The 23,566-nt window shown below is 64.1% G+C and carries 27 protein-coding genes; 9 read left to right on the top strand and 18 right to left on the bottom strand.

The window, feature by feature from the left end; translation table 11 throughout:
* Nucleotides 1–35: 35 nt before the first annotated feature.
* The 9 genes from hemL to HKK80_RS08190 form a co-directional block, all read right to left on the bottom strand.
* Nucleotides 36–1,373 (bottom strand): glutamate-1-semialdehyde 2,1-aminomutase, encoded by a 1,338-nt coding sequence (gene hemL / locus HKK80_RS08230; protein WP_411799127.1) that lies wholly within the window; start codon nucleotides 1,371–1,373, stop codon nucleotides 36–38.
* Nucleotides 1,374–1,592: 219 nt separating this feature from the next.
* Nucleotides 1,593–3,257 carry an ammonium transporter gene (locus HKK80_RS08225; protein WP_411799126.1) on the bottom strand — a complete coding sequence of 555 codons (1,665 nt, stop codon included), beginning with the start codon at nucleotides 3,255–3,257 and terminating at the stop codon, nucleotides 1,593–1,595.
* A gap of 403 nt (nucleotides 3,258–3,660) precedes the next feature.
* Nucleotides 3,661–4,692, bottom strand: coding sequence for a DNA repair and recombination protein RadA (radA, locus tag HKK80_RS08220; protein WP_411799125.1), 1,032 nt, complete (start codon nucleotides 4,690–4,692; stop codon nucleotides 3,661–3,663).
* A 111-nt stretch (nucleotides 4,693–4,803) separates the two neighbouring features.
* Entirely contained in the window at nucleotides 4,804–5,226 is a 423-nt protein-coding gene (locus HKK80_RS08215; protein WP_411799124.1) for a twitching motility protein PilT, read from the bottom strand.
* An 80-nt stretch (nucleotides 5,227–5,306) separates the two neighbouring features.
* The gene (locus HKK80_RS08210; protein WP_411799123.1) at nucleotides 5,307–5,633 is read right to left on the bottom strand and encodes a UPF0175 family protein; all 327 of its coding nucleotides are present in this window, start codon (nucleotides 5,631–5,633) and stop codon (nucleotides 5,307–5,309) included.
* Nucleotides 5,634–5,693: 60 nt separating this feature from the next.
* Nucleotides 5,694–6,302 (bottom strand): PspA-associated protein PspAB, encoded by a 609-nt coding sequence (gene pspAB, locus HKK80_RS08205; protein WP_411799122.1) that lies wholly within the window; start codon nucleotides 6,300–6,302, stop codon nucleotides 5,694–5,696.
* Between the two features lie 67 nt (nucleotides 6,303–6,369).
* A complete protein-coding gene (gene htpX, locus HKK80_RS08200; protein ID WP_411799121.1) occupies nucleotides 6,370–7,239 on the bottom strand; it encodes a zinc metalloprotease HtpX in 870 nt (289 codons plus the stop codon).
* A 53-nt stretch (nucleotides 7,240–7,292) separates the two neighbouring features.
* Nucleotides 7,293–8,417, bottom strand: a complete 1,125-nt coding sequence (locus HKK80_RS08195) for a J domain-containing protein (protein WP_411799120.1) — start codon at nucleotides 8,415–8,417, stop codon at nucleotides 7,293–7,295.
* A complete protein-coding gene (locus HKK80_RS08190) occupies nucleotides 8,418–9,968 on the bottom strand; it encodes an Hsp70 family protein (protein WP_411799119.1) in 1,551 nt (516 codons plus the stop codon).
* Between the two features lie 100 nt (nucleotides 9,969–10,068).
* Between HKK80_RS08190 and HKK80_RS08185 the strand changes: the two genes are divergently transcribed.
* Nucleotides 10,069–11,193, top strand: coding sequence for a 60S ribosomal export protein NMD3 (locus HKK80_RS08185; RefSeq protein ID WP_411799118.1), 1,125 nt, complete (start codon nucleotides 10,069–10,071; stop codon nucleotides 11,191–11,193).
* Between the two features lie 56 nt (nucleotides 11,194–11,249).
* Here HKK80_RS08185 and HKK80_RS08180 read toward each other — a convergent pair whose 3' ends face one another.
* The 5 genes from HKK80_RS08180 to HKK80_RS08160 all read right to left on the bottom strand — a co-directional run bounded on the left by HKK80_RS08180 (nucleotide 11,250) and on the right by HKK80_RS08160 (nucleotide 15,379).
* Nucleotides 11,250–12,125: a transcription initiation factor IIB gene (locus HKK80_RS08180; protein ID WP_411799117.1), complete on the bottom strand. Its 876-nt coding sequence runs from the start codon at nucleotides 12,123–12,125 to the stop codon at nucleotides 11,250–11,252.
* A 126-nt stretch (nucleotides 12,126–12,251) separates the two neighbouring features.
* The gene (locus HKK80_RS08175) at nucleotides 12,252–12,668 is read right to left on the bottom strand and encodes an HIT family protein (RefSeq protein WP_411799116.1); all 417 of its coding nucleotides are present in this window, start codon (nucleotides 12,666–12,668) and stop codon (nucleotides 12,252–12,254) included.
* A 284-nt stretch (nucleotides 12,669–12,952) separates the two neighbouring features.
* Complete coding sequence (locus HKK80_RS08170; protein ID WP_411799115.1) at nucleotides 12,953–13,594, bottom strand: uracil-DNA glycosylase; 642 nt, start codon at nucleotides 13,592–13,594, stop codon at nucleotides 12,953–12,955.
* A 3-nt stretch (nucleotides 13,595–13,597) separates the two neighbouring features.
* A complete protein-coding gene (gene prs, locus HKK80_RS08165) occupies nucleotides 13,598–14,458 on the bottom strand; it encodes a ribose-phosphate diphosphokinase (RefSeq protein ID WP_411799114.1) in 861 nt (286 codons plus the stop codon).
* 48 nt (nucleotides 14,459–14,506) lie between these two features.
* Entirely contained in the window at nucleotides 14,507–15,379 is an 873-nt protein-coding gene (locus tag HKK80_RS08160) for a hypothetical protein (RefSeq protein WP_411799113.1), read from the bottom strand.
* Between the two features lie 183 nt (nucleotides 15,380–15,562).
* Between HKK80_RS08160 and HKK80_RS08155 the strand changes: the two genes are divergently transcribed.
* A complete protein-coding gene (locus HKK80_RS08155) occupies nucleotides 15,563–16,741 on the top strand; it encodes an aspartate kinase (RefSeq protein ID WP_411799112.1) in 1,179 nt (392 codons plus the stop codon).
* 15 nt (nucleotides 16,742–16,756) lie between these two features.
* On the opposite strand, the gene HKK80_RS08150 is transcribed toward HKK80_RS08155, so the two are convergent.
* Nucleotides 16,757–17,446 (bottom strand): metallophosphoesterase family protein, encoded by a 690-nt coding sequence (locus HKK80_RS08150; RefSeq protein WP_411799111.1) that lies wholly within the window; start codon nucleotides 17,444–17,446, stop codon nucleotides 16,757–16,759.
* Between the two features lie 107 nt (nucleotides 17,447–17,553).
* On the opposite strand from HKK80_RS08150, the gene HKK80_RS08145 reads away from it, so the two are divergent.
* From HKK80_RS08145 to purQ, 6 genes are all read left to right on the top strand, one after another.
* The gene (locus HKK80_RS08145) at nucleotides 17,554–17,934 is read left to right on the top strand and encodes a hypothetical protein (protein ID WP_411799110.1); all 381 of its coding nucleotides are present in this window, start codon (nucleotides 17,554–17,556) and stop codon (nucleotides 17,932–17,934) included.
* A gap of 101 nt (nucleotides 17,935–18,035) precedes the next feature.
* A complete protein-coding gene (locus tag HKK80_RS08140) occupies nucleotides 18,036–18,779 on the top strand; it encodes a tetratricopeptide repeat protein (RefSeq protein ID WP_411799109.1) in 744 nt (247 codons plus the stop codon).
* Nucleotides 18,779–19,078: a DUF424 domain-containing protein gene (locus HKK80_RS08135; RefSeq protein ID WP_411799108.1), complete on the top strand. Its 300-nt coding sequence runs from the start codon at nucleotides 18,779–18,781 to the stop codon at nucleotides 19,076–19,078. Before HKK80_RS08140 ends, HKK80_RS08135 begins: the two co-directional genes overlap by 1 nt.
* A 91-nt stretch (nucleotides 19,079–19,169) precedes the next feature.
* Nucleotides 19,170–20,447, top strand: a complete 1,278-nt coding sequence (locus tag HKK80_RS08130; protein ID WP_411799107.1) for an aminotransferase class V-fold PLP-dependent enzyme — start codon at nucleotides 19,170–19,172, stop codon at nucleotides 20,445–20,447.
* A gap of 73 nt (nucleotides 20,448–20,520) precedes the next feature.
* Nucleotides 20,521–20,784 carry a phosphoribosylformylglycinamidine synthase subunit PurS gene (gene purS, locus HKK80_RS08125; RefSeq protein WP_120103490.1) on the top strand — a complete coding sequence of 88 codons (264 nt, stop codon included), beginning with the start codon at nucleotides 20,521–20,523 and terminating at the stop codon, nucleotides 20,782–20,784.
* On the top strand, nucleotides 20,781–21,458 hold the full coding sequence (gene purQ / locus HKK80_RS08120; protein ID WP_411799106.1) for a phosphoribosylformylglycinamidine synthase I: 678 nt from the start codon (nucleotides 20,781–20,783) through the stop codon (nucleotides 21,456–21,458). Before purS ends, purQ begins: the two co-directional genes overlap by 4 nt.
* Nucleotides 21,459–21,487: 29 nt before the next feature.
* Here purQ and HKK80_RS08115 read toward each other — a convergent pair whose 3' ends face one another.
* Nucleotides 21,488–21,688 (bottom strand): antitoxin VapB family protein, encoded by a 201-nt coding sequence (locus tag HKK80_RS08115; RefSeq protein WP_411799105.1) that lies wholly within the window; start codon nucleotides 21,686–21,688, stop codon nucleotides 21,488–21,490.
* A 78-nt stretch (nucleotides 21,689–21,766) separates the two neighbouring features.
* Here HKK80_RS08115 and HKK80_RS08110 point away from each other — a divergent pair, with 78 nt between their 5' ends.
* The gene (locus HKK80_RS08110) at nucleotides 21,767–22,039 is read left to right on the top strand and encodes a ribbon-helix-helix domain-containing protein (protein ID WP_411799104.1); all 273 of its coding nucleotides are present in this window, start codon (nucleotides 21,767–21,769) and stop codon (nucleotides 22,037–22,039) included.
* 21 nt (nucleotides 22,040–22,060) lie between these two features.
* Here the strand turns inward: HKK80_RS08110 and HKK80_RS08105 are convergent, their stop codons facing one another.
* Nucleotides 22,061–23,137: an archaeosine biosynthesis radical SAM protein RaSEA gene (locus HKK80_RS08105; RefSeq protein WP_411799103.1), complete on the bottom strand. Its 1,077-nt coding sequence runs from the start codon at nucleotides 23,135–23,137 to the stop codon at nucleotides 22,061–22,063.
* Nucleotides 23,138–23,145: 8 nt separating this feature from the next.
* Nucleotides 23,146–23,562, bottom strand: coding sequence for a hypothetical protein (locus tag HKK80_RS08100; protein ID WP_411799102.1), 417 nt, complete (start codon nucleotides 23,560–23,562; stop codon nucleotides 23,146–23,148).
* Nucleotides 23,563–23,566: the final 4 nt, after the last annotated feature.

The following is a 23,566-nucleotide window of genomic DNA, read 5'->3' as shown; positions in this document are numbered from 1 at the left end:
TCACCGTCTAAAAGCCCATCAGTTCCGGCAGCGACCTACAGCGCCTCGGCGTAGGCGGCAAGGGTTTCCTCGATGTCGGCCTCGGTGTGGGCATCGGAGATGAACTGCGATTCATACTGGTTGGCCGTCAGGAAGACGCCCTGCTCTTTCATCGCCTGCCAGAACAGCCGCTCCCACCGCTCGGTGTCGGCGTCGGCAACGTCCGCGCCGGTCTTCGGGCAGTGATCGTAGTGTGGACAGTCCGGATCTTGTCGACAGCCCGCGCCACACTCCCCGCCCCGATCGGTCGCGCCATCACGGGTAAAGATCACCTTGAACATGCTGTCGGCCCCGACGACGGTGTATTCCGGGGCCTGATCGGCCAGGATATCCCGGAGTCCGCTCCGGAGCTGCTCGCCGAGGCTGTTGACGTGGTCGTAGACATCGTTTTCGGCGGCGTACTCCAGGTTTGCCAGCCCGGCCGCCATCGTCACCGGATGCCCGGAGAACGTTCCCGACTGGAACACCTCCCCGGAGGGCGCGAACTGCTCGATGAGCTCGGCGCGGCCACCGATCGCCCCAACCGGGAACCCGCCGCCGACGATCTTGCCGAACGTCGTCAGATCCGGCGTCACACCGAATTTGCCTTGGGCACACTGGAGGCCGCCGACCCGAAAGCCGGTGATCACTTCATCGAAGATGAGCAGCGAGCCGTGATCGTCGCAGAGCTCTCGGAGGGTGTCGTGGAAGCCGTCGACGGGCATGACGATCCCCATGTTGCCAAGGATCGGTTCGGTGAGGACGGCCGCGATATCGTCGCCGTGCTCTTCGAAGACCGCTTCGGCGGCCGCGGGATCATTAAACGGGATCGGGAGGGTATGTTTGGCGAATTCTTCAGGGATGCCCGCGGTTGAGGGCTGTGGGTTGTCGGCGTCGCCCTCGACGAGCGTCGATTCCTGAGCACCGTGGTAGCCACCCTGCATGACGACGATCTTGTCGCGGCCGGTGTGGCCGCGGGCGAGTCTGACCGCCGAGACGGTTGCCTCGGTGCCGGAGTTGACAAACCGCAGCATTTCGACGCTCGGGACGTGGCGGGCGACGAACTCCGCGAGTTCGACCTCGATCTCGGTTGGCGCGCCGTACATTGGCCCGTCGGCGGCATGCGACTGGATCGCTGCGGCGACCGGCTCCGGCAGATCATGGCCGTACAGCAGCGGGCCATACCCCATCACATAGTCGATGTATTTGTTGCCGTCGGCGTCGACGACGTGGGCACCGTCGCCGCGCTCGATGAAGAATGGGTACGGTTTCGTCGCCCGCACCGAGGAGTTGACACCGCCGGCCAACACCGAGAGTGCCCGGCCGTACAGCTCGCGTGACTGCTCGTGGTTCATACCGAGCGTTTTCGCTCCCTGAACTTGTGGCTATCGACAACTCATCGGTGCGGGCGGCTGTCTGACGGCAGCTATTCGAGTGCTGCCGCTTTTCGGGACGATCGAGTCGTGAAAAGGGACGACAGGACAGAATCCTGCCAGGTGAACTACCAGGAGTGTCGTCGGATTCGGTGGGCTTGGTGTGGTGAAATCAGTCAGCGGTGTGTCGGCAGCTGTCGATCAGACCGCTTCGGTGCCCTCCTTGCCGGTGCGGATCTGGATCGCGTCCTCAACATCGAGCACGAAGATCTTGCCGTCGCCCGGCTCACCGGTGTTGGCGGCCTCCTTGATCGCGGTGGCAACCTCCTCGGCGTCGACATCGGCGACGACACACTCGATTTTGACCTTCTGGTGGAGATCGACCGTGTACTCCTCGCCGCGCCAGCTCCCCTTCTTGGCGGGCTGGCTGCCACGACCGGAGACGTTTGTGACCGTCAGCGAGGGCGCGCCGACCTCGGCGAGGGCTTTCTTCACGTCACCGAGTTTCTCCGGGCGGACGACCGAGAACACCATCTTCAGATCGGGATCCTCGCCGCCGTCGGTGCGGATCTCGTGGTCGTCGCTACCGCCGTCGGTGCGGATCTCGTCGTCGTCAGTTGGGCCGAAGCCGTCGGTGGCAACGCGGTCGCCACCGAACTCGGGGTAGGTCTCGACGCCGTGTTCGGCGATGTCGAGGCCGTCCTGTTCGTGGTCGGGGGTGACACGTGCCTCGCCCATCGCTTTGAACGCGTACCAGATGATCGCGGTCGCGGTGAGCGTCCAGCCACAGATGATGACGACACCGACGAGTTGGGCGATGAACTGATTGGCGACCGAGTCGACCGCACCCGGCACCGCAACGAACGGCATCATCAGCGTGCCGAGGATACCAGCACTACCGTGGACGGGGAAGACCGCACAGACGTCGTCGATCTTGAGCTTCTCGGAGACGAACTCGAAGACGATCGGGAGCTGGGCACCGGCGATGAGGCCAACAACGATGGCGCCCCACCAGGAGGTGGTGTTCGGAATCGCGGTAATGCCGGCCAGCCCGGCGAGCATCCCGTTGGCCGTGTACAGCGTATCGACCTTGCCGGCTTTGAGGTAGGCAACGCCGGCCGCGCCGATCGCGCCGGTCGCCATGGCGATCGTCGTTGTCATGACGATGAGGCTCAGCGAGTTGGCACCGGTGCCGAGATCGAAGGCGCCGGCGGTGCCGACGTTGAAGCCGTACCAGCCGAAACACAACATTAGCGTGCCGAGAACGGCGAAGGTCATCGAGTGACCGGGGATAACGTTCAGTGAGCCATCCTCGGCGTAGCGATCCATCCGCGGGCCGAGGATCGCGGCGGCCGTGAGGCCGGCGACCCCGCCCATCCCGTGGACGATCGTCCCGCCCGCGAAGTCGGCGAAGGCGGTGCCGGTAATCTGCTCGACGAGCCCTGCACCGGGTGCCGACCACGTCATCGCGATGACCATCGGGTAGATCACCGCGGCCAGCAGGAAGGTGTAGGTGACGTACGCGCGGAGCTTTGCGCGTCCGGCAACCGCCCCTGAGACAATCGTCGCAGCCGTCATCGCAAAGACTGCTCCGTAGAACCAGCTGACGTAGCCGCCAGCACCGGCCGCCGGCGCAAAGCCGCCACCGGTCACGAGGCTGGTAAAGCCGGTGCCGATCAGGAAGAACACGGTGACGCCGACCGCCCACGTCAGCATGTTTTTCGTAAGCTGGTTGGCGACGTTCTTCGACCGAACCTGCCCGGCTTCGAGCATGGCGAAGCCCGCGTGCATGAAGAAGATCAGGAACGATACTGTCAGGATCCAGGTGTTGTTGATCGCTTCGACTGCTGTGGCTAGCTCTGTCATTGTGGTTGCTCCGTTGAACTGCGTGTGCTTGGTTTACAATTCATGGTCATTTTGTGATCACGCCGTGTGTTTGTGCTCTGAATCACGATCGTAGCTCATGGAGCCGACATATATAATGGTATCCGTTGACAATTCAAGAAATAACATCCAAATTATATACGAGCGTCAAATATAGGATCAAATAATATGCATATAAGGTCGCAGACGGTCGCTGGACGAACCGATTTCTGCCGTGGAACGAAACGGATGTTTCCCCGCCAGCCACGATCGTTTCATCTGGAGATTGCGTCTTCCTGCCAGTCACCGGTGACGGTGCGGGCACGCGACAGCGCGGTGAAGGGTGACCGTGGTTGTCACTGCGAGCGATACGGGACACCGGCGTAACAATCGAGAATCGGTGGCGTTACTCGGGTTTCAGGCCTTCATTCTGGACGCGCATGACGGCCTCGCCGTCGGCGAGGTTCGGCGCGTCGACAAGCCGGACGATCCGCTTGTCACCTTTCGATTTCCGGAGGTAGATCCGGAACGTGGAGGTGTGGCCAAGGATGTTGCCGCCGATCGGCTGGGTCGGATCGCCGAAGTACGAATCAGGGTTGGAGGCAACTTGGTTGGTGACGAGAATCGAGGTGTTGTAGAGATCGCCGATCCGCATCAGGTCATGGAGGTGTTTGTTCAGCTTCTGTTGGCGTTCGGCGAGCTCGCCGCGGCCGACGTACTCCGCGCGGAAGTGGGCGGTCAGGGAGTCGACACAGACCATCCGGACGGGCCACTCGCTGTCCTCGTGTTCGCCGGCGAGCTCTTTGGCCTTCTCGGCCAGCAGGATCTGGTGGTCGGAGTTGAACGCCTTGGCGACGTGGATCCGATCGAGGAAGTCGGCGACGAGTGCTTCCATCGTCTCCTCGTCGTCGATCGAGCCCTCCATCTCCCGATCCTCTAAGGTTGCCTGGAGGATCTCGTCGTCGAGGCCGCGTACCATGTCGTCGATCCGCTCGGGGCGGAACGTGTCCTCGGTGTCGACGAAGATCGCCGACCCGCGGAGCCCGCCCTGCTCGTGGGGGAGTTGGACGTTGACGGCCATCTGGTGGGTCACCTGGGATTTGCCCGCGCCGAACTCGCCGTAGACCTCGGTGATCGACTGGGTTTCCATCCCGCCGCCGAGCAGGTCGTCGACCTCATCGATCTGCCAGGAGAGCTTACCGATCTCCTGGCGGCGTTCGAGGATCGTCTCGCCGGTTTCGAAGCCGCCAACGTCGGCGGCGTCGCGGGCGGCGTTGATGATGTCGCTGGCCGTGCTGTCGCCGATATCGGCCTGATTCGAGAGCTCGCCGGGGGAGGCGACGGCGATGCTCTGGTAGTTGTCGTATCCTGATTCGACGAGCTTGTCCGCGGTTGCCGGCCCGACACCGGGCAGCGTTTCGAGTTCATCCTCAGCCATTGTGTCCTGACGTTGCTCGCTTTCGCATATAAAGCCTCGTTAACAGCGGAGTGAAAGTGAAATGTGGTGCTGCTGTGGCCGTCTCGCGTTGTCGACTCTCACCCTGCGATGCTATCGGTCAAGAAAGCGTTCGAAATCGTGTGCGGGCGACCGGAACCCGGCGTCATCGATCCACTGTTTCAGATAGCTATCAGCCGTCGATACCGAGAGCCGGTCGTTGCCGACAGATCGAACCAGGACACCGATGGAGCCGGTCAGGTCGATGCCGCGCTGTTTCGCGGCTGTCCGTGCGTCGCCGTCATCGGTGACGACGAGTCCGTTCCCGACCGCTGCCACGGCCAACGCCTGTGCTTCGCCGGGATCGAGCGATTCGAGCAGTTCCGCTTCGATCTGTGCTGCCGCCGACGCAGGGCTGATGACCGGGATTTCCTCGCCGAGGACAGCCAGCGCGTGGTCAATATAGGAATGCGTTTCAGCACCGGTGCTGAGCTCTTCGTCCACCGCTTCCACCGTGACGACCCGCGGGAGAGCCACCAGCAACTCAACATGATCTACCTGCGCAAAGTTCGACAAAACGGTGGTGTTGAGAACGGTCGGGTGTGTCGGCGGCGGTGTCATTCGAGGTTGCGGGCGGTCTCGATCTCCTCGCGTGCGGCCTCCATATCTTCTGGCCCAACGCGGAGTGCTACCTCCTCTTCTCGCAGGATGTCCCGCATCTCGAAGCGGTTGACATCGGCAAGCCGGGCCGCCGTGCCGAGCGTGATCTCACCGCTGTCGTACAACGCGACCGCCGCCGCGATCCGTGCGTTCTGGTGCTCCTCGAAATATTCGCGGAGGACGTGGCGGATGGCGTCGCTTTTGTTCTCGAAGATCCCCGCGCTGATGGCTCCGTCCATCAGATCGGTGAGATCCTCCGGGATGGTGGCGGTGGTTCGTGCCATGCCTCACCATACCGTTGGACTGCATACAATATATGAATTATGGCCGGGCTACTGTGCGCGTTACTCCCACGGGTAGCCGCCGGGGCGGTCGGGCCACAGCGGGTACCAGTAGCTCTCGTCGGCTTCGATGTCGAGTTCGCCGTCCAGCACCGACTGGAGTTTGAACTCGGCTTGGTTGTCGCGCTCGTGGTCGCCCTCGGGAACGAAGGGGTAGTACGCCCCTCGGCGGAACGAATAGATCCAGTAGGCGTGGTCGGTACCGCTTTTGTCGAAGGCGAAGACGGCCGCCAGCAGTCGGGAGCCGTATCCTTGCTCGATGAACGTGTCGGCGGCGAAGTGGATCGTTGTCAACAGATCCTCGGGGTCGGTGTCGTCGAGGACAACCCAGCTGTAGCCGTGGTCGTCGCTGTGGGTGTCAAACGTCGTCCCGGTGTCGGATTCGCCGGCCTCAAGGATCGACTTCACCTCATCGACGGTGTCGCTGAAATCCGTGCTGTCGACCGACGAAAAGCAGAGCGCGGCCTGCCCCGCATTCTCGTAGCCCAGATCGGCCTCCATCGTCATATACGCCGTCGACATCCCGAACAGATCCTCCGGATCGGCATTCCGTGTCGCGTCAGCCTCGGCGGAAACGCCGAAGATCGACCGGACGGTGTCCATCAAACCCATGGCTAATCGTTGGTCGCCGGCGGTAAAAGGGTCGTCGTCGCGGCTCCGCGCGGCGGTCGTCATCGGTTCAGGCCGTTTCCTGCTCGCGTTCGAGTTCACGGAGCTTCTCGATCCGTTTTTCGGTCGGCGGGTGGGAGCTGGCGAGTTTGCCGATAAAGCCCGAGCGGATCGGGATGATGAAGAAGGCGTTCATCTCGGCCTGATCGCGGAGGTCGTCATCCGGTACCCGATCCATCCGGCCATCGATGCTCATCAGCGCGGAGGCCAACGCCGAGGGGTTGCCCGTGATCGACGCCGCCCCGCGGTCAGCCGCATACTCGCGGTACCGGCTCAGCGCGCGGATCAAGAAGAACGAGACGACCCACACGAGCAGCGAGGCGATGATCGCCACGTACACCGGTGCCTGATTCCGGCCGTCACCGCTGAACAGCCAGCCCCAGCGGACGACGATGAACGCCAGCGTCGAGAGGAACGAGGCGATCGTCATCACCATCACGTCGCGGTTTTTCACGTGGGCGAGCTCGTGGGCGATGACGCCCTCAAGCTCCTCTTGGTTCAGTGTGTTCAACAGCCCCTGGGTGACGGCGACGGTCGCATTTTTCTGGTTGCGACCCGTCGCAAACGCATTTGGCACGCGGGTGTCGGCGATGGCGATCTGTGGCTTTGGGAGATCGGCCTGCTGGGCTAACCGTTCGGTCGTCCGATGAAGCTCGGGGGCTTCGTTTTCATCGACGACGCGGGCTCCCATGCTGTAGAGGGCCATCTTGTCGCTGAAGAAGAGCTGGGCGATCGAGAACAGCCCCATCACGACGACGATCCCGAGGAGATTCCCCCAGTAGACCGCCAGCACACCGATAAAGACGATGTAGAGGGCGAACAGGAGAAACATCGTGAACACCATGCGTCCACGGAGTCCCCAATCTGTCTTCCATTGCATACCTACAGGTAGTTGTTCAACGGGCTAAACCTTACCGAAGCAGCCGGTCACCGCTACGACTGTCCACCCATCCGGAGCCGCCGCCCAAGCAGGGCGTAGCCGACCGACAGCCCGGCGTAGGCCGCCAGCCAGCCGGCCGGTGTTTCGAGTGGAACCAGCTCCGGAGCGAGTGTCACCGCGGCCGCAAGCGTCGGATACAGCCACAGACCGATCCGTGGCACCGCGACAACGGGAAGCAACGCGAGGCGTTCGGCGATGGGGCCGACCACCACCGCGAGGGCCAACAGGACGACAGCGAGGCTTCCACGGAGCCACCACGGTTTCGGCGCGGCGGCGACCCGATCGATGTCGGCGGCGACCTCCGCCGAGACGAACCGCGACACAACGGCTCCCGGCACCGAAGGTGCCACGCCCCCGGTACCGCTACCGCCGCCAGCCTGGCCCGCCTCGGTCTCGCCTGACCCCCACGCAGCATCGGAGTCAAGCACGTATTTGTTGTACAGTTCCTCGGGGTCTTCACCCAACACGCTTTCCGGCGCGCGCTTGGAGTTCGGCCGCCCGGTTGGCGTTGTCGACGCTGTCTCGGTCGTCTCCCCGGTTTCGGTCTCCGGGGTGCTGGCGGCCGCGGTGTAGCCGTCGTCCGCCGCCGTCTCGGCTGTCTCCTCGGCCGATGTCGACGCTGCTGTCTGTTCGCCCGGCCGCCGGCGGTCGTTTGGCCGGCGATTCGCGTTCGTTTGCTGACTCGCGTCCGTGCGTGTGCGCGAGGATGTGTCTGCTGTCGACGCCGTGGTCGAGGTATCCGCTGTCTGTGTCGTCGATGTGTTCGTTGTCGACGACCCGCCCGATCGCGGCTCCGAGAGCCACGCTGTCGGCGACTTCGGTCGGCCGGCCGCGTCCCACTCCTCGTAGCGATCGGTGCCGGTCGCTGTTCCTTGGTCGTCGATGAAGGTGTCGTAGGCGGCCCGCGACTCGCTGTCGGTCAGCGCGTCGGCGGCATCGGTCACCCGGTCGAACTCGCGTTCGGCGGTCGCCTGCTCGCTGCTGTTGTTGTCAGGGTGAACCGAACGCTTAGCGAGTTTGCTTGCGCGCTTGATCGTCTCCTCGCTGGCATCGCGGTCGACGCCGAGTCGCTCGTAGTAGGAGTCCGCCGACGGCGTTCCTCCGTAGCTGTCTGGCATTTAGGGCTCACGCAGTGCCGGGAGCTCCTCGCCGAGGTCATCGATCTCCTCGGGGGAGTGTCTGAGCGCCGATTCGATCGCGGTTTCGACCTGCTTGCCGGTTTTGAGATCCTCGCCGGTCACCTCCAGTTGGCCGTCGGTCGTGATCCGAAACTCGACGGCCAGCGACGGTTCACCCGGCGGCCGCGGCGGGATATCCCGCAACACGGCGGTGCCGATCTTGGTGTTTTCCGCGGCTGTGTCGCTTTCGCCCTGATAGACCCGGATCTGTACCGAGGTCTGGCCCTCCTCGACGGTGCCGTAGCTCTCCTTTCGTGTCGAGGTCGGGATCTGTTCGTCCTGTTCGATGATGTGGTCGATCGAGCCATCCGAGAGCCGAACCCCGAGTGACTGCGGTACCACATCGATCAACACGATGTCGTCGGTCTCGCCGGGCAGCATCGCCGAGGCGTCCGCGCCGCTGTCATCGATAATTTCGGCTTGGATCGCCGCGCCGAGGGCGACGGCCTCCTCGGGGTTGATCTCATTTGAGGCCTCCTGGCCGAAGTAGTCGCTGACAAGCTCCTGAATGTGGGGCATCCGTACTGAGCCACCGACGAGAAGCACCTTGTCGACGTCTTCGGGCGCGTAATCGGCCCGCGAAAAGAGGTCGTCCAGCGGCTCGGTTGTCGCGGCGGCGAGATCCGCAGTCAGCTCCTCAAACTGCTCGCGGCTCAGCGTCTCCGCAAAGGTGTAGGACTGCTCGGGGACGACGAAGGGGACACTCACGTCGGTCGACGGGAGATCAGAGAGTCGGTGTTTCGCGCTTTTGGCCTCCTGTCGAATCCGCGCTAACTGTTCGGGATTGTCTTCGATGTCGACCCCGGTGTCGGCGTGGATCTGCTCGATCATCCACTCGACGATCCGCTCGGTCCAGTCGCTGCCGCCGAGATGGTTGTCGCCGCCGGTGTGGAGGGTCTCGACGCTGTTGATCTCGTAATCGATCTCGACGAGCGTCGCATCGAAGGTGCCCCCGCCGAGATCGTAGACGAAGGCGAGTTCGGCCTCGCCGGAGCCGAGTTTCGACTCGTGAAGGCCGTAGGCGAGACAGGCTGCACTTGGCTCCGGCAGCAGGCGTTCGACCTCAAGGCCGGCGATCTCGCCGGCGGTCTCGGTTGCGGTGCGTTTCGGATCGTCGAAGTACGCCGGCACCGTGATCACCGCGCTGTCAACGTCGCGGCCGATGCTCGCCTCGGCTTCATCGATGACGTGTTCGAGAATCAGGCTGGAGAGCTGTTCGGGGAGGTACTCCTCGCCGGCAACCGAGATCGGTTCCTCGCTTCCCATCTCGCGTTTGATCTCGGTGACCGTCCGTTCGGGGTGTTGGACGGCGAGATTGGCGGCCGTCTGGCCGACGTTGACCTCGCCGTCCTCGGTGAACTGCACCACCGAGGGGATGACCGATTCGCCGCTGTTGCCCGTCGTAATCACCTCCGGGTCGCCGCCGGCGACGTAGGCAACCGCGCTGCGTGTCGTCCCCAGATCGATCCCAACGGTGTAGCCTGAACCCATACTGACAGCGTCGGGTTCTCCACACATAAGCGGTGAGGTCGCGGCGGCGACGGCAGCCGATTCGCGCCGCTTAACCAGTCGCCACGTTTACCAGCCGATCATGACTGAGTCACGCGGCTTCTGTCCGGAGTGCGGCGAGACGGTCGCCGAGCGGACCGAACCCCGGCCCGGCGCGCCGCGGGCCGACAGCGACGCGCTCTGTGACAGCTGCTATTTCGACGAATTCGACTTTATCGACGCGCCCGAGCGCGTGCAGGTGACGGTCTGTGGTCGCTGTGGCGCGGTACACCGCGGCAACCGCTGGGTCGATGTTGGTGCCGTTGACTACACCGATATCGCCATCGACGCGGTCAGCGAATCGCTGTCCGTCCACATCGACGCCGACAACGTCGAGTGGGGTGTCGAGCCCGAACAGGTCGACGAGACGACGATCCGGATGCACTGCACCTTCTCGGGGGTTGTTCGTGAGACCCTGCTTGAGGAGGAGTTGATCGTGCCCGTCCGGATCGCCACGGAGGTCTGTGATCGCTGTGGGCGGATCGCCGGTGGCTACTACGCCAGCATCGTCCAAGTGCGCGCCGAGGATCGTGAGCCAACCGACGAGGAGGCCGCCGAGGCCATCGAGATCGCTGAAAGCTACGTCGCAGGCAAAGAAGCCGACGGCGACCGAGAGGCGTTTATCACCGAGATCGACACCGACGACGACGCCGGCCCGACGATCAAGCTCTCGACGAACAAACTCGGCCAGGCCGTCGCCAACCGCATCACCGACCGGTTCGGCGGCACCGTCGACGACCACCCAACCCTGGTGACCGAGGACAGCGACGGCAACGAGGTCTACCGGGTCACCTTCGTCGCCCGGCTGCCGAAATACACCGCCGGCGATGTGGTCGACCCGGGCGACGGCGAGGGGCCGGTACTGGTGCGGAGCGCGCACAACAACCTGACAGGTCGGCGGCTCACAACCGGTGAGCCCTACGAGGCAAGTGGTGACGGCGATGGGCTGCCAACCGTCGATCCGATCGGTCACCGACGAGACGCCGTCGAGACGACGGTCGTCGCCGTCGAAGACGAGCACTCGATCCAGCTTCTCGATCCCGACACCTACGAGGCAAAAACCGTCGCCCGCCCCGACTTCGTCGATCCCGACGCCGAGACGGTGTCGGTGTTGAAGGATGGCCCGGACGTGTATCTCCTTCCTGACCCGGAGCGCGAGGCCGTCTAACGAGGCGTCGCGGTTTCAGCAGCTACCGGCTACTGTGTTGGCGGATCGGCCGCCAGCTACTGTTTTGGTGGGTCGGCCGCCAACTCCTGAAACGTGTTCCGGATCGTCACCGGTGTCACCGAGGCGATATCGGCGATCTCGCGTTGGGTCACCTCGGCGTCGTGTTCCTTGGCGGCGGTGTACAGACAGGCCGCGGCAACCCCGCTCGGATTGCGACCGTTGGCGATCCCCTCCTGTTGGGTGCGGTCGACAAGCTCGCGGGCGCGGCGTTCGACCGCCGTCGCCACCCCCAGTTCGGTCGCATACCGCGGGAGGTATTCGGCGGGGCTGGTCGGCGTGACGGGTAATCCGAGCTCTCGGTTGAGCGCGTCGTAGGCCGCCCGAAACTCCCCGCGGTCGGCTTTCGCCGCCGCGACGGTCTCCTCGATCGTCCGTGACACCGCATTGATCCGACAGGCAGCGTAGACACAGGCCGCGGTAAACCCCTCCAACGAGCGACCCTGTAGCAGGCTCTCCTTTTGTGCCGATCGGAACAGCCGACAGGCCTGATCGTGAACGGAATCCGGCAGCGATTTTTCGCCGATCAGCCGCCGGATCTGTTTGAACGCGTAGATCTTGTTGCGGTCGCGTTTCCGCCCGACGCGGGCGCGGTTGTGCTGGCGTCGCAGCCGGATGAACTTCCGGCGGCGGTGCTCGCTGAGGTTCCGGTCGTAGCCGATCTCCGTCGACAGGCCTCTGTCGTGGCGGGCCTCCGTCAGCGGAGCACCTGTTCGTTCGGGGTTCGTCCGGCTGTCGTCAAATGATCGCCACTCCGGGCCGTGGTCGATCCGATCGGCATCGACGACGAGCCCACAGTCGCCACAAACCGTTTCCTCGGCCTCGCGTTTGAGCTGTCCGTCACACTCGGGACAGCGGGGACACTCCGGTGCCATGGTGCAACACCTGGTACTAGCACCGAGTGGGATAATAGTTAGATAGCTAACAAGATTGCGGGTTTGTCGACATTTTTTATCCGATACCGCGACCACGGTATGGGTCGAACTCCCAGCGCGAGCCGATCAGGCCTCGCTGATCGCCGCTTCGATCTCGTCGAGTTCGGCATCCGAGAGATCGGGCCGGCTGGGAGAGACCGCGTGGATCGGGCCGCCGCCGTCACCGTCGAACCGCGGGATGATGTGGACGTGGGCGTGGGGCACCTCTTGGCCGGCGGCCTCGCCGTTGTTCATCCCGATCGTGGTCGCGTCGGCGTCGACGGCGTCCTCGATGGTCGGCGTCAACTCGTGGACGACGCCGAACACGTCGCTGGCAACGTCGGCCGGCATGTCGTCGAGGTGCTCGTAGGGCTCCTTTGGGATGACGAGCGTGTGGCCCCGCGCAAGCGGGTTGGCGTCGAGAAACGCCAGCGTGGTCTCGGTTTCGTGGACGATGCGACCGGGGATCTCGCCGTCGACGATCTGCTCGAAGATCGTGGGCATATGCGATGGTTTCGGCGGCGAGATTATGAACGTTGGTGACGGTGCGGGCATCGTATTCAGAGACACAGTTGCGTACGAGAGATAGATGTAGAAAGCCCTCGGCACGCTCGACTCCCGCGGCTCGCTGCGCTCCTCACTCACTTCGTTCGTTGCGGTGCTTACGTCGCCGGGGTTCGTCGAGCGTACCTCGCCCTTTCAATCCGCCAGGCCGTGGTTTGATCGGCCGGCCGACTCGTCTGTTACCTGCTCGTCTCGCTGCCTGTAGGCGGTGTGGCGACATGCAACTACGGCAGTTGCGCGGCGATCGCATTCCGGTATTCCTCGTCGTCGTACCCGAGTCGGGACTGCCAAACCTCCTGATAGGAGGGATGGAGGATCGGCACCGCGGTCACGCCGAGCGTGGGACACTCGATTCGCTTACAGACGAGCTCAAGAAAGCTATCCACAGTCCGATCTTCGAACGCCAGCAGTGTTGTCGTCGCGTGTTTTCCGGTCGGAATCACGATCTCGGGGTCGACGCGGTCGAGTTCAGTTTCGAGGTGCGTCCGGCAGTTCGCACGCTCCTCCGGTGTCGGCTCGCGGTTTGAGCCGTCGGCCTCGGGAAAACACTTGACAGCGTTGGTGTAGTAGGCGTCGTCATCATAGCCGAGGTCGGCCACTAGCCGGCGAATCCGCCGCCCGGAGTGCCGGGAAGTGTAGGCGTAGCCGGTGTGGTTGCCACCCTTCCAGATATCGGCATCGGGGTCGCCTGCGCCGGGTGCTTCACCAATAACGAACAGCGTCGCATCCAGCGGGCCGTTGCCCCACGAGATACAGGTTCGGGAGTCGACCAGATTCGGACAGCGCGTGCAGTCCGACTCGATGACGTGTCGCTCCGTCGGGTGGCTGATCGACGGCTCGCTGTCGTTCGGATCGTCGCTGCTCATCACCTACTCGCCGATCGCGTCGGCGATGGCAGGGGCAACGCTCACATCGCTGACCGCACGTTCGATGGTGTCGGTGCCGATGACCGCTTCGACGCCGGCGGCGGCGAGTTTTGTTCGTGCCGCGCCAGCCAAGACGGGATGGATACAGCACGCGTAGACACGGCCCACGTCGTGGTCGTGGAGGGCGTCGATCGCGCCGCTCATCGTGCCGCCGGTGGCGATGATGTCGTCGACGAGCACCACATCCCGTCCCTTGACGGTGGCGTCGCTCGGTGTCACCTCGACCTCTCCAGTATCGTAGTCGCGTTCCTTCTCGAAGTAGTCCACATCGCCGCGGCCGTAGGCGTCCCGCGTCGTCGTCGCCAGCGATGTCGCGCCCTCGTCGGGGGCGACAAACAGCGGCTCTGAGAGGTCGTCGAGCGGGTCGGCGAGGGCGGCGGCCGCATCGACCGCTTCGGTCGGCACGGTGAAAAAGTCGGTCACGTCGGGCTCGTGGGGGTTGACAACGAGCACCCGATCGGTGCCGGTCGAGATCGCCTTCGCCATCGCCCGAGCAGAGACCGGCTGGCCGGGCTTGAACGCCTGATCCTGCCGGGCGTAGCCGAGATACGGGATGACCGTCGTGATGTCGGTCGCGCCGGCCTCCCGAACCGCATCTTGGAGTTGGAGCAACTCGATGTGGGCATCGTTGGTTGCTGTCGAGCCGACGATGATCGCCCTGTCGTCGTCAAACTCGGGAACCGAAAGCAGCGTTTCGTCGTCGGTAAACCACTCGTAGGTCGGGGTCGTCAGCGTGCCGACGCCGGTTGCCGCAAGCGCGGCCGCCACCGACTGGGAGCTCGGCGCGGGTACGATCGTAGCCATACGAGCCCTAGTTCAGCCACCCCTAAACGGGGTTTCGGTGTGCGTCGCTTACGAGCCATCCGTGCCGCCACCGATGGCGACGCCCTGGGCCCCGGGCAGACCGAGCCGCTGATGTCGCCACCCGTCGCCGGCGGTAACACACAGCGTTCCGTCGTCGGTTATCCCAACAACGATCCCGCGGTCGGCCGCCAGATCGACGATCGGTGCCTCGACCGGTGGGGTTGTCGTCGCCCACGCGCCCTCCTCGGCCGAGCGAACGAGCAGGCCCGCCTCGCCGACGGCGTGGGCGTGGCCGTGACCGTCGGCGGCGACCGCCCGGAACGCGCCATCGGCGACCGACTGCCAGCCGTTACCCAGCCGGAACAGGCCGTCGGCTGTCGCCGCCAGCGGTTGGCCGACGCCGGTCACCCTCTGGACATCGGTGAGGCCGGTGTTGGTCAGCCCGTCGTCATCGATGCGGTAGACGCCGTCGGCGGCCGCGAGCAGGCCGGCGTCGATGGCGCGACCCCCGTCGGTCGTCCCGAGGCGTTCCCAGACCGGCGGCTCGGTGATCGCGCCGGCGTGCTCGCCGCCGTAGACGACCCCGTCGCCGTCGGCAACGACGATCTCCTCTGGTGTGATATCGACGGCTGATACCGCGCCGATCGCGTCGCCACCGATCGACTCGAACGTCGGATCCGCCACGTCGGCACCCCGGTCGGCTGCGTCGATATCAGCCGCGAGCACCCCCTCGTCGGTGCCGACGACAAGTCGGTTGGCCGTCGCCGCAACCGCGGTCGCCGGCTCCCGGCTGGCAAGGCCGAACGCCCCGATCTGGTCGGCCGAGACGGTGACGGCGGCGACGCCGGCGTCGGTGGCGACGAACACGTCGGTGACGCCGGTTTTCGCGCCGAAGACCCGTTTTTCGGTCAGCGTTTGCATACGCGTTTCTCGACGGCCGGCGGACAAAAAGCCAGCCGACTCCGGTGTGGCTCTCGCCGTGACGGCGACGCCCCAGCAACACGGAGTGAACAACGTTATGCAGGTCCCCACGCAACGGGCGGGCATGCGTCGTTACGATATCGGGAGCACTGGGCTGGCTACAGCGACACAGGAGGGGTGCTGATGCGGGTCGTCGCCAAGTTCGGCGGGACGAGTCTGGGCACCGGCGAGCGGATCAACCGCGCGGCGGATTCGATCGCCGCTGCCGTTGAGGCCGGCCACCAGATCGCCGTCGTCGCCAGCGCGATGGGATCGACAACCGACGATCTGCTCGACGACATCGAGTTCGATGTCTCCGACGAGGATCGCGCGGAGATCGTCTCGATGGGTGAACGCACCAGCGTCCGGATGCTGAAGGCTGCACTCGCTGCGCGGGATGTCAACGCCCTCTTTTTGGAGCCCGGCAGCGACGAGTGGCCGATCATCACCAACGATGTCGGCGAGGTCGACGTTGAAGCCACGAAGAAACGCGCCACGGCCCTCGCCGACAAACTCGACGGCGTGGTTCCCGTCATCACCGGTTTCCTCGCTCAAAACGAGGGCGGCGATATCACAACGTTGGGCCGTGGTGGCTCGGATACGACCGCGGTCATGCTCGGCAACTACATGAACGCCGACGAGGTCGTCATCGTCACCGACGTCGAGGGCGTCATGACCGGCGACCCCCGGGTTGTCGAAGGCGCGCGCAACGTCGGCCGCATCTCGGTCGACGAACTCCGGAATCTCTCCTTCCGCGGGGCGGAGGTCGTCGCCCCGAGTGCGCTGTCGTACAAACACGAACACCTCGATGTGCGGGTCGTCCACTACCAACACGGTGATCTGCTGACCGGCGGCACCCAGATCGAAGGCGAGTTCCAGAACCTCATCGACATGCAGGAACAGAAACTCGCCTGTCTGACCGTCGCCGGGCGGTCGATCCGCAACAGCCCCGGCATTCTGGCGGATCTCTCCGACGCGCTGCGGAACGCCGGGATCAACATCGACGCCGTCGCCAGCGGGATGGATTCGATCACCTTCTACGTCGACAGCGAGCTGGCCGACGAGGCCGAACCCGTCCTCCACGAGCGGGTCGTCAGCGGCAACACGCTCTCAAGTGTCACCGTTGAGGACGACATCGCCGTCATCCGGGTCACCGGCGGCGAACTCCCGAACCGACCGGGGGTTATCCAGAGCGTCCTCACGCCGATCGCCGACGCCGGAATCAACCTCCATGACGTGATCACGAGTGCGACCTCGGTCGCGCTGTTTGTCGCCTGGGACGACCGCGAAGAGACCTTAGAGATCGTCCAACGCGAGGTATAGCGGCTAAACGGTTGGCTACCGCCCGCTACGCAGCCGCGTCCCGATCTTTTCCGGGAGACCCGCTTCCTCGACAGCGTCGACCACGCGATCGATATCGTAGGCGACGCGGTGGGTTTCGACATCGATGGCGGCGGTGCCGCCCCCGTCGTCGCTCTCGTCGATATCGAGCACCGCAAACGCGGCCTCCGGGTCGCCGTCGCGTGGCTGGCCGACGCTGCCGGGGTTCATCACGACGCCCTCGTCGAACTCCCGGACGCCCTGCACGTGGGTGTGGCCGGTGATCGTCACGCGGGCGTTGTCCTCCAACATTCCAGGCGAAAACTCATCGGGGTAGGTGTAGCGATCCGGATTCTCGGGGTGGCCGTGAACGATCAGGATCTCACCGCTGGCGATGGTTCGGCGATTCGGGAGCGAATCGAGCCAGTCGATGGCGTCCTCGTCGAGTTCCTCGCGGGCGTAGGTGACGCCGGCGGCGGCCATCGAATTGAACCGAAAGCCGGTGTCGCTGGCGACCGCGCGGTCGTGGTTGCCCATGACGGTCGCGGCGTCGAGTTCCTGAATCCGGTCAACGCACTCGGCGGGCCAGGGGTTGTAGCCGACGATATCGCCGGCACAGAGCCATCGGTCGACCGCGGGCATCGCCTCGATCACGGCTTCGAAGGCGGGGAGATTGCCGTGGATGTCAGCCACAACGCCGTATCGCATACCGACCCCTTGCGGCGGTGGCGAAAAAGGCGTTTGGGCGCGCTCGTGTCGCGTCTCTCAGGATGTTCGACAGGTAATTACTCCTCGTCGTCATACCCACACACAGAATGCCAATCTCCACCGATGAATTCGATGCCGGAGCTGTCGATGAGAGCGGTGACGAACCGAGTGCCGACGACGAGGTCGACCCCATCGAAACCGAAAAAGATCTCGTCACGTCGTTTCTGAGCGAGCGACCGGACAGGGCCTTCACCGAGCGTGAGATCGTCCTCGGCGTCGACTACACCCCCGTGTTCATGGATCGAACCCAGAGCTCACTCGGTTCGTTCGCTGACGGGTTGATCGATTTTGCCGGCGACGTGGCCGCCACGACGATCGTCGTCAACGATATCGATGACGCACTCACCGAGCTCGTCGAGGAAGGGGTCGTGACCACCAAAGAGGTGGAGACAGACGACGGAACCTCTGTCTACTACAAACTGGCGTAACGCGCAGCCACATCACGGCCGATCGACCCAACGTCGGAGAGCCGACGATCCCAACGCCGCCTGACGCAACCCTTACCCGACGCGGCGTCGAACGAGCGGGTATGACAGACGATGCCGACGATCGCTCACATGCCTTCTCCGAGGGACAAGGCGTCGACGAGGACTACGAGGAGTTTACCCTCGATCCGACGGATCTGGGTGTCGATCCCGACCAGGTCGACCCGGTCGACTCTCGCGTGTTGACCGACGTACTCGACAAGCACAACGTCTCTGCCGAGCAGGTCGACGTGCCGGAGCTCATCGATGTCGGGCTCTCCTACATGGAGATCAACCGCTTCGAGGAGGCCACCGCTGCCTTCGAGCGCGCCGCCCGCTTTGCCGACGAGGACTCTATCGAGGCCCAGGAGGCCTGGGTGAACAAGGGCGTCGCCCACGGCCAACTGGAGGAGTACGATCAGGCGATCGGGGCCTACGAGGAGGCTCTTCGCATCGATGAGGACTCCGAGCACGCGGCGACCGCCGAAACCAATCTCGCCTACGCGCTGTGGGAGTTCGGTCGCACCGAGGAGGCACTGGAACACGCCGAGCGCGCCGTCGAGATCGACCCCCGATTCCCGCAGGCGTGGTACAACCGCGGCTTCTTCCTCCGTGAACGCGGGCTGACTGAGGACGCGCTCAACGCCTTCGACAACGCGCTCCGCCTGGGGATGCGTAACGCCGAGATTCTTGAGGAGAAAGCCCGTGCCCTGGAGGAGCTTGGTCGTGAGGAGGAGGCCCAGGAAGCCATCGAGCAGGCCGAGGAGATCCGTGCCGACGCCGAGGAAGAGTTGACCGAGGAGTTCTAATGCTACTGCGCGAACGGGAGACGCCGAAGGGCGCGCTCGTCTCCGTCTGCGATGAGGACTGTCTCGGCGAGACCTACGAGGACGGCGATATTTCCCTGGAGGTAACTGAGGAGTTCTACGCTGGCGAGGAGGCGACCGACGCCGACCCCGAGGCCGTTATCGACGCCCTCCGGGGGGCAACCGTCGGCAATCTCGTCGGCGAGGAGTCGGTCGGCGTCGCCGTCGACGCCGGCCTCATCGACGAGGATCGGGTGCTGGACGTTGACGGCACCGAACACGCCCAACTGTTGTGGTTGTGAGTTGCGTCTGGCGAGCAACGAAACCGTCATTCATTTCGCATTCTTAGGCGAACCGAAGACGTGTTACCCCCGGGGCCCCTACAGAGGCTCAATGAGTACGCAGGACGCCTATCCGATCGATGTCGAGGCGATCCGGGCCGATTTCCCGGTGCTCGACCGCAACGTCGGCGGCGACGTGACCACCCCCGGCGAGGGCGACGACGACACCGAACCGCTGGTGTATCTCGACAACGCCGCGACCAGCCAAACCCCGAAAGCTGTCGTCGACAGCATCGTTGACTACTACTACAGCTACAACGCCAACGTCCACCGCGGCATCCACCAACTGAGCCAGGAAGCCAGCGTTGCCTACGAGGAGGCCCACGACAACGTCGCCGACTTCATCGGTGCCGACGGCCGAGAGGAGATCATCTTTGTCAAAAACACAACCGAGGCGATGAACCTCGTTGCCTACGCGTGGGGGCTGGCCGAACTCGGCAAGGGCGATTCGGTCGTCACCACACAGATGGAACACCACGCCTCGCTGGTGACCTGGCAGCAGATCTGCAAGCGCACCGGCGCGGAACTCCGGTTTATCGAGATCGACGACGAGGGTCGCCTCGATATGGAACACGCCGCCGAGTTGATCGACGACTCCACGGAGATGGTCTCGCTCGTCCACATCTCCAATGCCCTCGGGACGATCAACCCTGTCGCGGAGATCACCGAGATGGCTCATGAGGTCGACGCCTACTCGTTTGTCGACGGGGCCCAATCCGTGCCGACGCGACCGGTTGATGTCGGCGAGATCGATGCCGACTTCCTGGCTTTTTCCGGCCACAAGATGCTCGGGCCGACGGGGATCGGCGTCCTCTACGGCAAGGAACACATCCTTGAGTCGATGCAGCCATATCTCTACGGCGGCGACATGATCCGGAAGGTGACCTACGATGAGTCGACGTGGGAAGACCTCCCGTGGAAGTTCGAGGCCGGAACCCCCTCGATCGCCCAGGCGATCGCCCTCGATGCCGCCATCGACTATCTCGAAGATATCGGGATGGAAAACATCCAGGCCCACGAGGAACTGCTGGCGGAGTACGCCTACGACCAGTTGAACCGCTACGACGACGTGACGATCTACGGCCCGCCGGGTGACGACCGCGGCGGGCTGGTCGGCTTCAACGTCGACGGCGTCCACGCCCACGATCTCTCCAGCATCCTCAACGATTTCGCCGTGGCGATCCGCGCCGGCGACCACTGTACCCAACCACTGCACGACACCCTTGGGGCGGCAGCCTCCGCCCGGGCATCGTTTTACGTCTACAACACCCGCGAGGAGATCGACGCACTCGTCGAGGCCGTCGACGACGCCCGACAGCTATTTGCCTGATCGCTTCGACGCCAACTCGCTCCGAACCGCCGGTTCAAAAGAGTTTTTCGCGCCCCTCACCCAGTCGACGGTAATGACCGCCTACACCGCGACCGTGACCGTCCGCCTGAAACACGGCGTCCTTGATCCGGAAGCCGAGACGACCAAGCAGGCCCTCGAACGGCTCGGCTTCGAACTCTCCGAACTCCGGTCGGCCGATCGCTTCGAGATCGATCTCGAAGCCGACGACGCCGCCGAAGCCGAGGAGCGCGCCGAGTCGATGGCCGAACGCCTGCTGGCGAATCCGACGATCCACGACTACGAGGTGTCGGCGGCCCCCGCCGCGGAGTCCGCATGACGGTCGCGGTCATCCAGTTCGGCGGCTCGAACTGCGACCGCGATGCGGTTCGCGCCCTCCGATATCTCGATATCGACGCCGAACGCGTCTGGCACGAGGACGGCCTCCCTGCGGACACCACCGGCGTCGTCATCCCCGGCGGCTTCTCGTACGGCGATTATCTCCGGGCCGGCGCGATGGCCGCTCGCTCACCGATCATGGACGAGGTTCGAGACGCGGCCGCCGACGGCACACCCGTCCTCGGTGTCTGCAACGGCGCGCAGATCGGCTGTGAATCCGGCCTCACCGCGGGCGCGTTCACGACGAACAAGAGCGCGCGCTTCCAGTGTGAACACGTCCACTTGCGGGTTGAACGCGCCGATACACCGTGGACAGCGCACTTTGAAGAGGGCGACGTGATCGAGATCCCTATCGCCCACGGCGAGGGTCGCTTCGAGATCACCGAGGAGCGATACGACGACCTCGTCGCCAACGATCGCGTGCTGTTCCGCTACTGTGACGCTGACGGCAACGTGACTGATGAGGCGAACCCGAACGGCTCGACGCACAACGTCGCCGGTATCCTCGGCGAGCGCGACTCGGTCGCGGTGTTGATGCCGCATCCCGAGCGGGCGACGCTGCCCGATGTTGGCGGTACTGATGGCGAGAACATTCTGACCGGGTTCCGGGCCTGAGAGTTTTATTTTCGCCCTTCACTCGGTTCCTATCGGTCAGGTTCGGCTGTCGTCTCCTCGATAGCTGCCCGCATCTCGTTGACTTGGTTGTTATCGGACACGTCCCGGAGGTCGCTGAACGACTGTTCACCGAGTAGCCGTTCGATAGCGTCGCTGAACGACTCACTGTCGTCCTTGATCGATTCGAGCCGCTGATAAACGCGGTCATCGAGCTGGATCTGTTTCGACATTCCTGTTGTCACTGTCGGGTGCCGTGCTGATTAATACGTTGACAGAACGTTTTTTATTGTAGCGCGTAATTCGTATGTATGTCGAGTACAGATACAAATGACGGCGGCGAGCCAGCGAAAACGAATATCAATATCCGACTAACGGAATCCTTTCTCGAAGATATCGACGCGACATGGCAGGAAGAGGGCTACAATAGTCGGAGTGAGTTCATTCGCGACGCGCTCCGCGATACGGTCAAACATCCGGGACTGACCCGTGAAAGCTGGAAGGAGATCGCCGCCGTCGAGTACGCCCGCCGAACGGGCGACAGTGAGACGTTCAGCCGCGAGGAAATTCTTGAGGATGAGTGAACCGAAAGAATGGACGTATCGCTACCGCGCCAACGGCATCGCGTAGCTCGTCTCTTCCTCGATCACGAGTTCCCACGTTCGCTCACAGTCGCAACTGACCTGCTCGAACACCGAGGGATCCTGTCGCAGATCGAAGTCCTTGATCGCTTTCTGGACTCTGTCGTCACACTCGCCGCAGTTGTGGGGGCCGCGATCCGAGCCGTGGCCGACCGGGTCGGAGACGACGATGGCGTCGACATCGGCGGTTCGTTCCAGCACGTCGGCGACCGACCAGAGCCAGGGTGGCCGGTAGCCACCCGCCCGGAACAGTTCGTTGACCATCGTGTACTGCTGGACGTTACAGGGGTTCATCGACACCGTGTGACAGCCATCGACCGCCGCACACCGCCGGACTGAGTCGACCATGTCGTCGCGGGCCTCTTGCTCTGAGAGGAAGGGCGGCTTCATCAGCAGGTAGGCCTTGATCCCCGCGCCAGCGTCCTGTGCGGTCGCACAAGCGTCCTCGAAGTCGGCGAAATCGAAGTACTTGTTCACGCAGTCGTGGCGCACACGGTCGGTCGCGGTTTCGAGGCCGACCGCGATGTCGACCGCGAGCCCGTGATCGGTGAAATCGGTGACCTTCTCGTGGTCGACGAAATCGGGCAGCGATTCGACGACGATCCGCTCGCGGTCGCTGAACGTCTCCGCGATGGCCTGCCGCGTCTCCGCGCCGACCTCGCGCTCGTCGAGGAAGGAGCCGGAGGTGTATATCTTGATCAATTCGGCCGGCTCGTCGACGTTGTCGGCCTCGTGATCAAGACAGACCTGAATCTGATCCATCAGGGCGTCGTGGGCGACGCTGCCGCCTTCGACGCTTTCGGCGACGTAGCCGCACATCGTACAGCCGCCGGCCCGTGCCCACCGACAGCCGCCGGTGTTGAGGATGATCGTCAGCGAGTCGTAGACGCCGCCGGGGGTGTTGTCTTCGTCGAGCCAGACGCGGGTCGGCTCGTGGGGGTCGTAGTGTTTCTCCTTCAGCCCACGAATCTCCCGCATGACGGAGTTGTGGGCGTCCATCCCGCGGTCTTCCTCGTAGACCTCCGGACTCGGCTTGCTCATTGCCAGCCTTACTCGATTGGGCGGTAAAACCACATCGTTGCGAGCAGGCCGCCGCCCGCCGCGCTCGCGGCGTTGAGTCCGACTTCGGCGACTGCGAAGGTTCGCCACGGAATCGTCGCCTGCAGCAGTTCGGTGCCGACGCCGAACAGTGCGACGAGGGCGACGACGCCGGCGACAGCACTGATTTCGACGCGACGCGGCCGACGACCCCCCGGCCATCCCTCGCGTGCGACCGCGATGACTCCGCCTGCCGCGAGCGTCGCGTAGCCGACGATATGGAGCAGTGTCGTGGTGTCGACGCTGCCGGTCGGATCTGTCCGTGGCGTCGCTGCCGGAACCGGAATCACGGAGGCAACGAGCATCACGACTGCCAGCACGACGACCGCAAGCCACAGCGTCGACACCGACTGGTCAGCTCTCCTCATGCGG

Source organism: Halonotius sp. F2-221B (assembly GCF_046719765.1).
Classification (GTDB): Archaea; Halobacteriota; Halobacteria; order Halobacteriales; family Haloferacaceae; genus Halonotius.
The sequence above is the reverse complement of the archived record's forward strand: the minus strand, read 5'-3'. Positions and strand labels throughout refer to the sequence as shown.

What these genes read in the sequence shown, in the direction of transcription:
- HKK80_RS08100 (WP_411799102.1), bottom strand. Translation starts at nt 23,562, where the DNA reads ATGAGGAGAGCTGACCAGTCGGTGTCGACGCTGTGGCTTGCGGTCGTC.
- HKK80_RS08225 (WP_411799126.1), bottom strand. Translation starts at nt 3,257, where the DNA reads ATGACAGAGCTAGCCACAGCAGTCGAAGCGATCAACAACACCTGGATC.
- HKK80_RS08175 (WP_411799116.1), bottom strand. Translation starts at nt 12,668, where the DNA reads ATGCCCACGATCTTCGAGCAGATCGTCGACGGCGAGATCCCCGGTCGC.
- HKK80_RS08145 (WP_411799110.1), top strand. Translation starts at nt 17,554, where the DNA reads ATGCCAATCTCCACCGATGAATTCGATGCCGGAGCTGTCGATGAGAGC.
- HKK80_RS08190 (WP_411799119.1), bottom strand. Translation starts at nt 9,968, where the DNA reads ATGGGTTCAGGCTACACCGTTGGGATCGATCTGGGGACGACACGCAGC.
- prs (WP_411799114.1), bottom strand. Translation starts at nt 14,458, where the DNA reads ATGGCTACGATCGTACCCGCGCCGAGCTCCCAGTCGGTGGCGGCCGCG.
- HKK80_RS08135 (WP_411799108.1), top strand. Translation starts at nt 18,779, where the DNA reads ATGCTACTGCGCGAACGGGAGACGCCGAAGGGCGCGCTCGTCTCCGTC.
- hemL (WP_411799127.1), bottom strand. Translation starts at nt 1,373, where the DNA reads ATGAACCACGAGCAGTCACGCGAGCTGTACGGCCGGGCACTCTCGGTG.
- HKK80_RS08170 (WP_411799115.1), bottom strand. Translation starts at nt 13,594, where the DNA reads ATGAGCAGCGACGATCCGAACGACAGCGAGCCGTCGATCAGCCACCCG.
- HKK80_RS08105 (WP_411799103.1), bottom strand. Translation starts at nt 23,137, where the DNA reads ATGAGCAAGCCGAGTCCGGAGGTCTACGAGGAAGACCGCGGGATGGAC.
- purS (WP_120103490.1), top strand. Translation starts at nt 20,521, where the DNA reads ATGACCGCCTACACCGCGACCGTGACCGTCCGCCTGAAACACGGCGTC.
- HKK80_RS08155 (WP_411799112.1), top strand. Translation starts at nt 15,563, where the DNA reads ATGCGGGTCGTCGCCAAGTTCGGCGGGACGAGTCTGGGCACCGGCGAG.
- HKK80_RS08195 (WP_411799120.1), bottom strand. Translation starts at nt 8,417, where the DNA reads ATGCCAGACAGCTACGGAGGAACGCCGTCGGCGGACTCCTACTACGAG.
- HKK80_RS08150 (WP_411799111.1), bottom strand. Translation starts at nt 17,446, where the DNA reads ATGCGATACGGCGTTGTGGCTGACATCCACGGCAATCTCCCCGCCTTC.
- HKK80_RS08185 (WP_411799118.1), top strand. Translation starts at nt 10,069, where the DNA reads ATGACTGAGTCACGCGGCTTCTGTCCGGAGTGCGGCGAGACGGTCGCC.
- HKK80_RS08115 (WP_411799105.1), bottom strand. Translation starts at nt 21,688, where the DNA reads ATGTCGAAACAGATCCAGCTCGATGACCGCGTTTATCAGCGGCTCGAA.
- radA (WP_411799125.1), bottom strand. Translation starts at nt 4,692, where the DNA reads ATGGCTGAGGATGAACTCGAAACGCTGCCCGGTGTCGGGCCGGCAACC.
- HKK80_RS08140 (WP_411799109.1), top strand. Translation starts at nt 18,036, where the DNA reads ATGACAGACGATGCCGACGATCGCTCACATGCCTTCTCCGAGGGACAA.
- HKK80_RS08130 (WP_411799107.1), top strand. Translation starts at nt 19,170, where the DNA reads ATGAGTACGCAGGACGCCTATCCGATCGATGTCGAGGCGATCCGGGCC.
- purQ (WP_411799106.1), top strand. Translation starts at nt 20,781, where the DNA reads ATGACGGTCGCGGTCATCCAGTTCGGCGGCTCGAACTGCGACCGCGAT.
- htpX (WP_411799121.1), bottom strand. Translation starts at nt 7,239, where the DNA reads ATGCAATGGAAGACAGATTGGGGACTCCGTGGACGCATGGTGTTCACG.
- HKK80_RS08110 (WP_411799104.1), top strand. Translation starts at nt 21,767, where the DNA reads ATGTCGAGTACAGATACAAATGACGGCGGCGAGCCAGCGAAAACGAAT.
- HKK80_RS08160 (WP_411799113.1), bottom strand. Translation starts at nt 15,379, where the DNA reads ATGCAAACGCTGACCGAAAAACGGGTCTTCGGCGCGAAAACCGGCGTC.
- HKK80_RS08180 (WP_411799117.1), bottom strand. Translation starts at nt 12,125, where the DNA reads ATGGCACCGGAGTGTCCCCGCTGTCCCGAGTGTGACGGACAGCTCAAA.
- HKK80_RS08210 (WP_411799123.1), bottom strand. Translation starts at nt 5,633, where the DNA reads ATGGCACGAACCACCGCCACCATCCCGGAGGATCTCACCGATCTGATG.
- pspAB (WP_411799122.1), bottom strand. Translation starts at nt 6,302, where the DNA reads ATGGGTTTGATGGACACCGTCCGGTCGATCTTCGGCGTTTCCGCCGAG.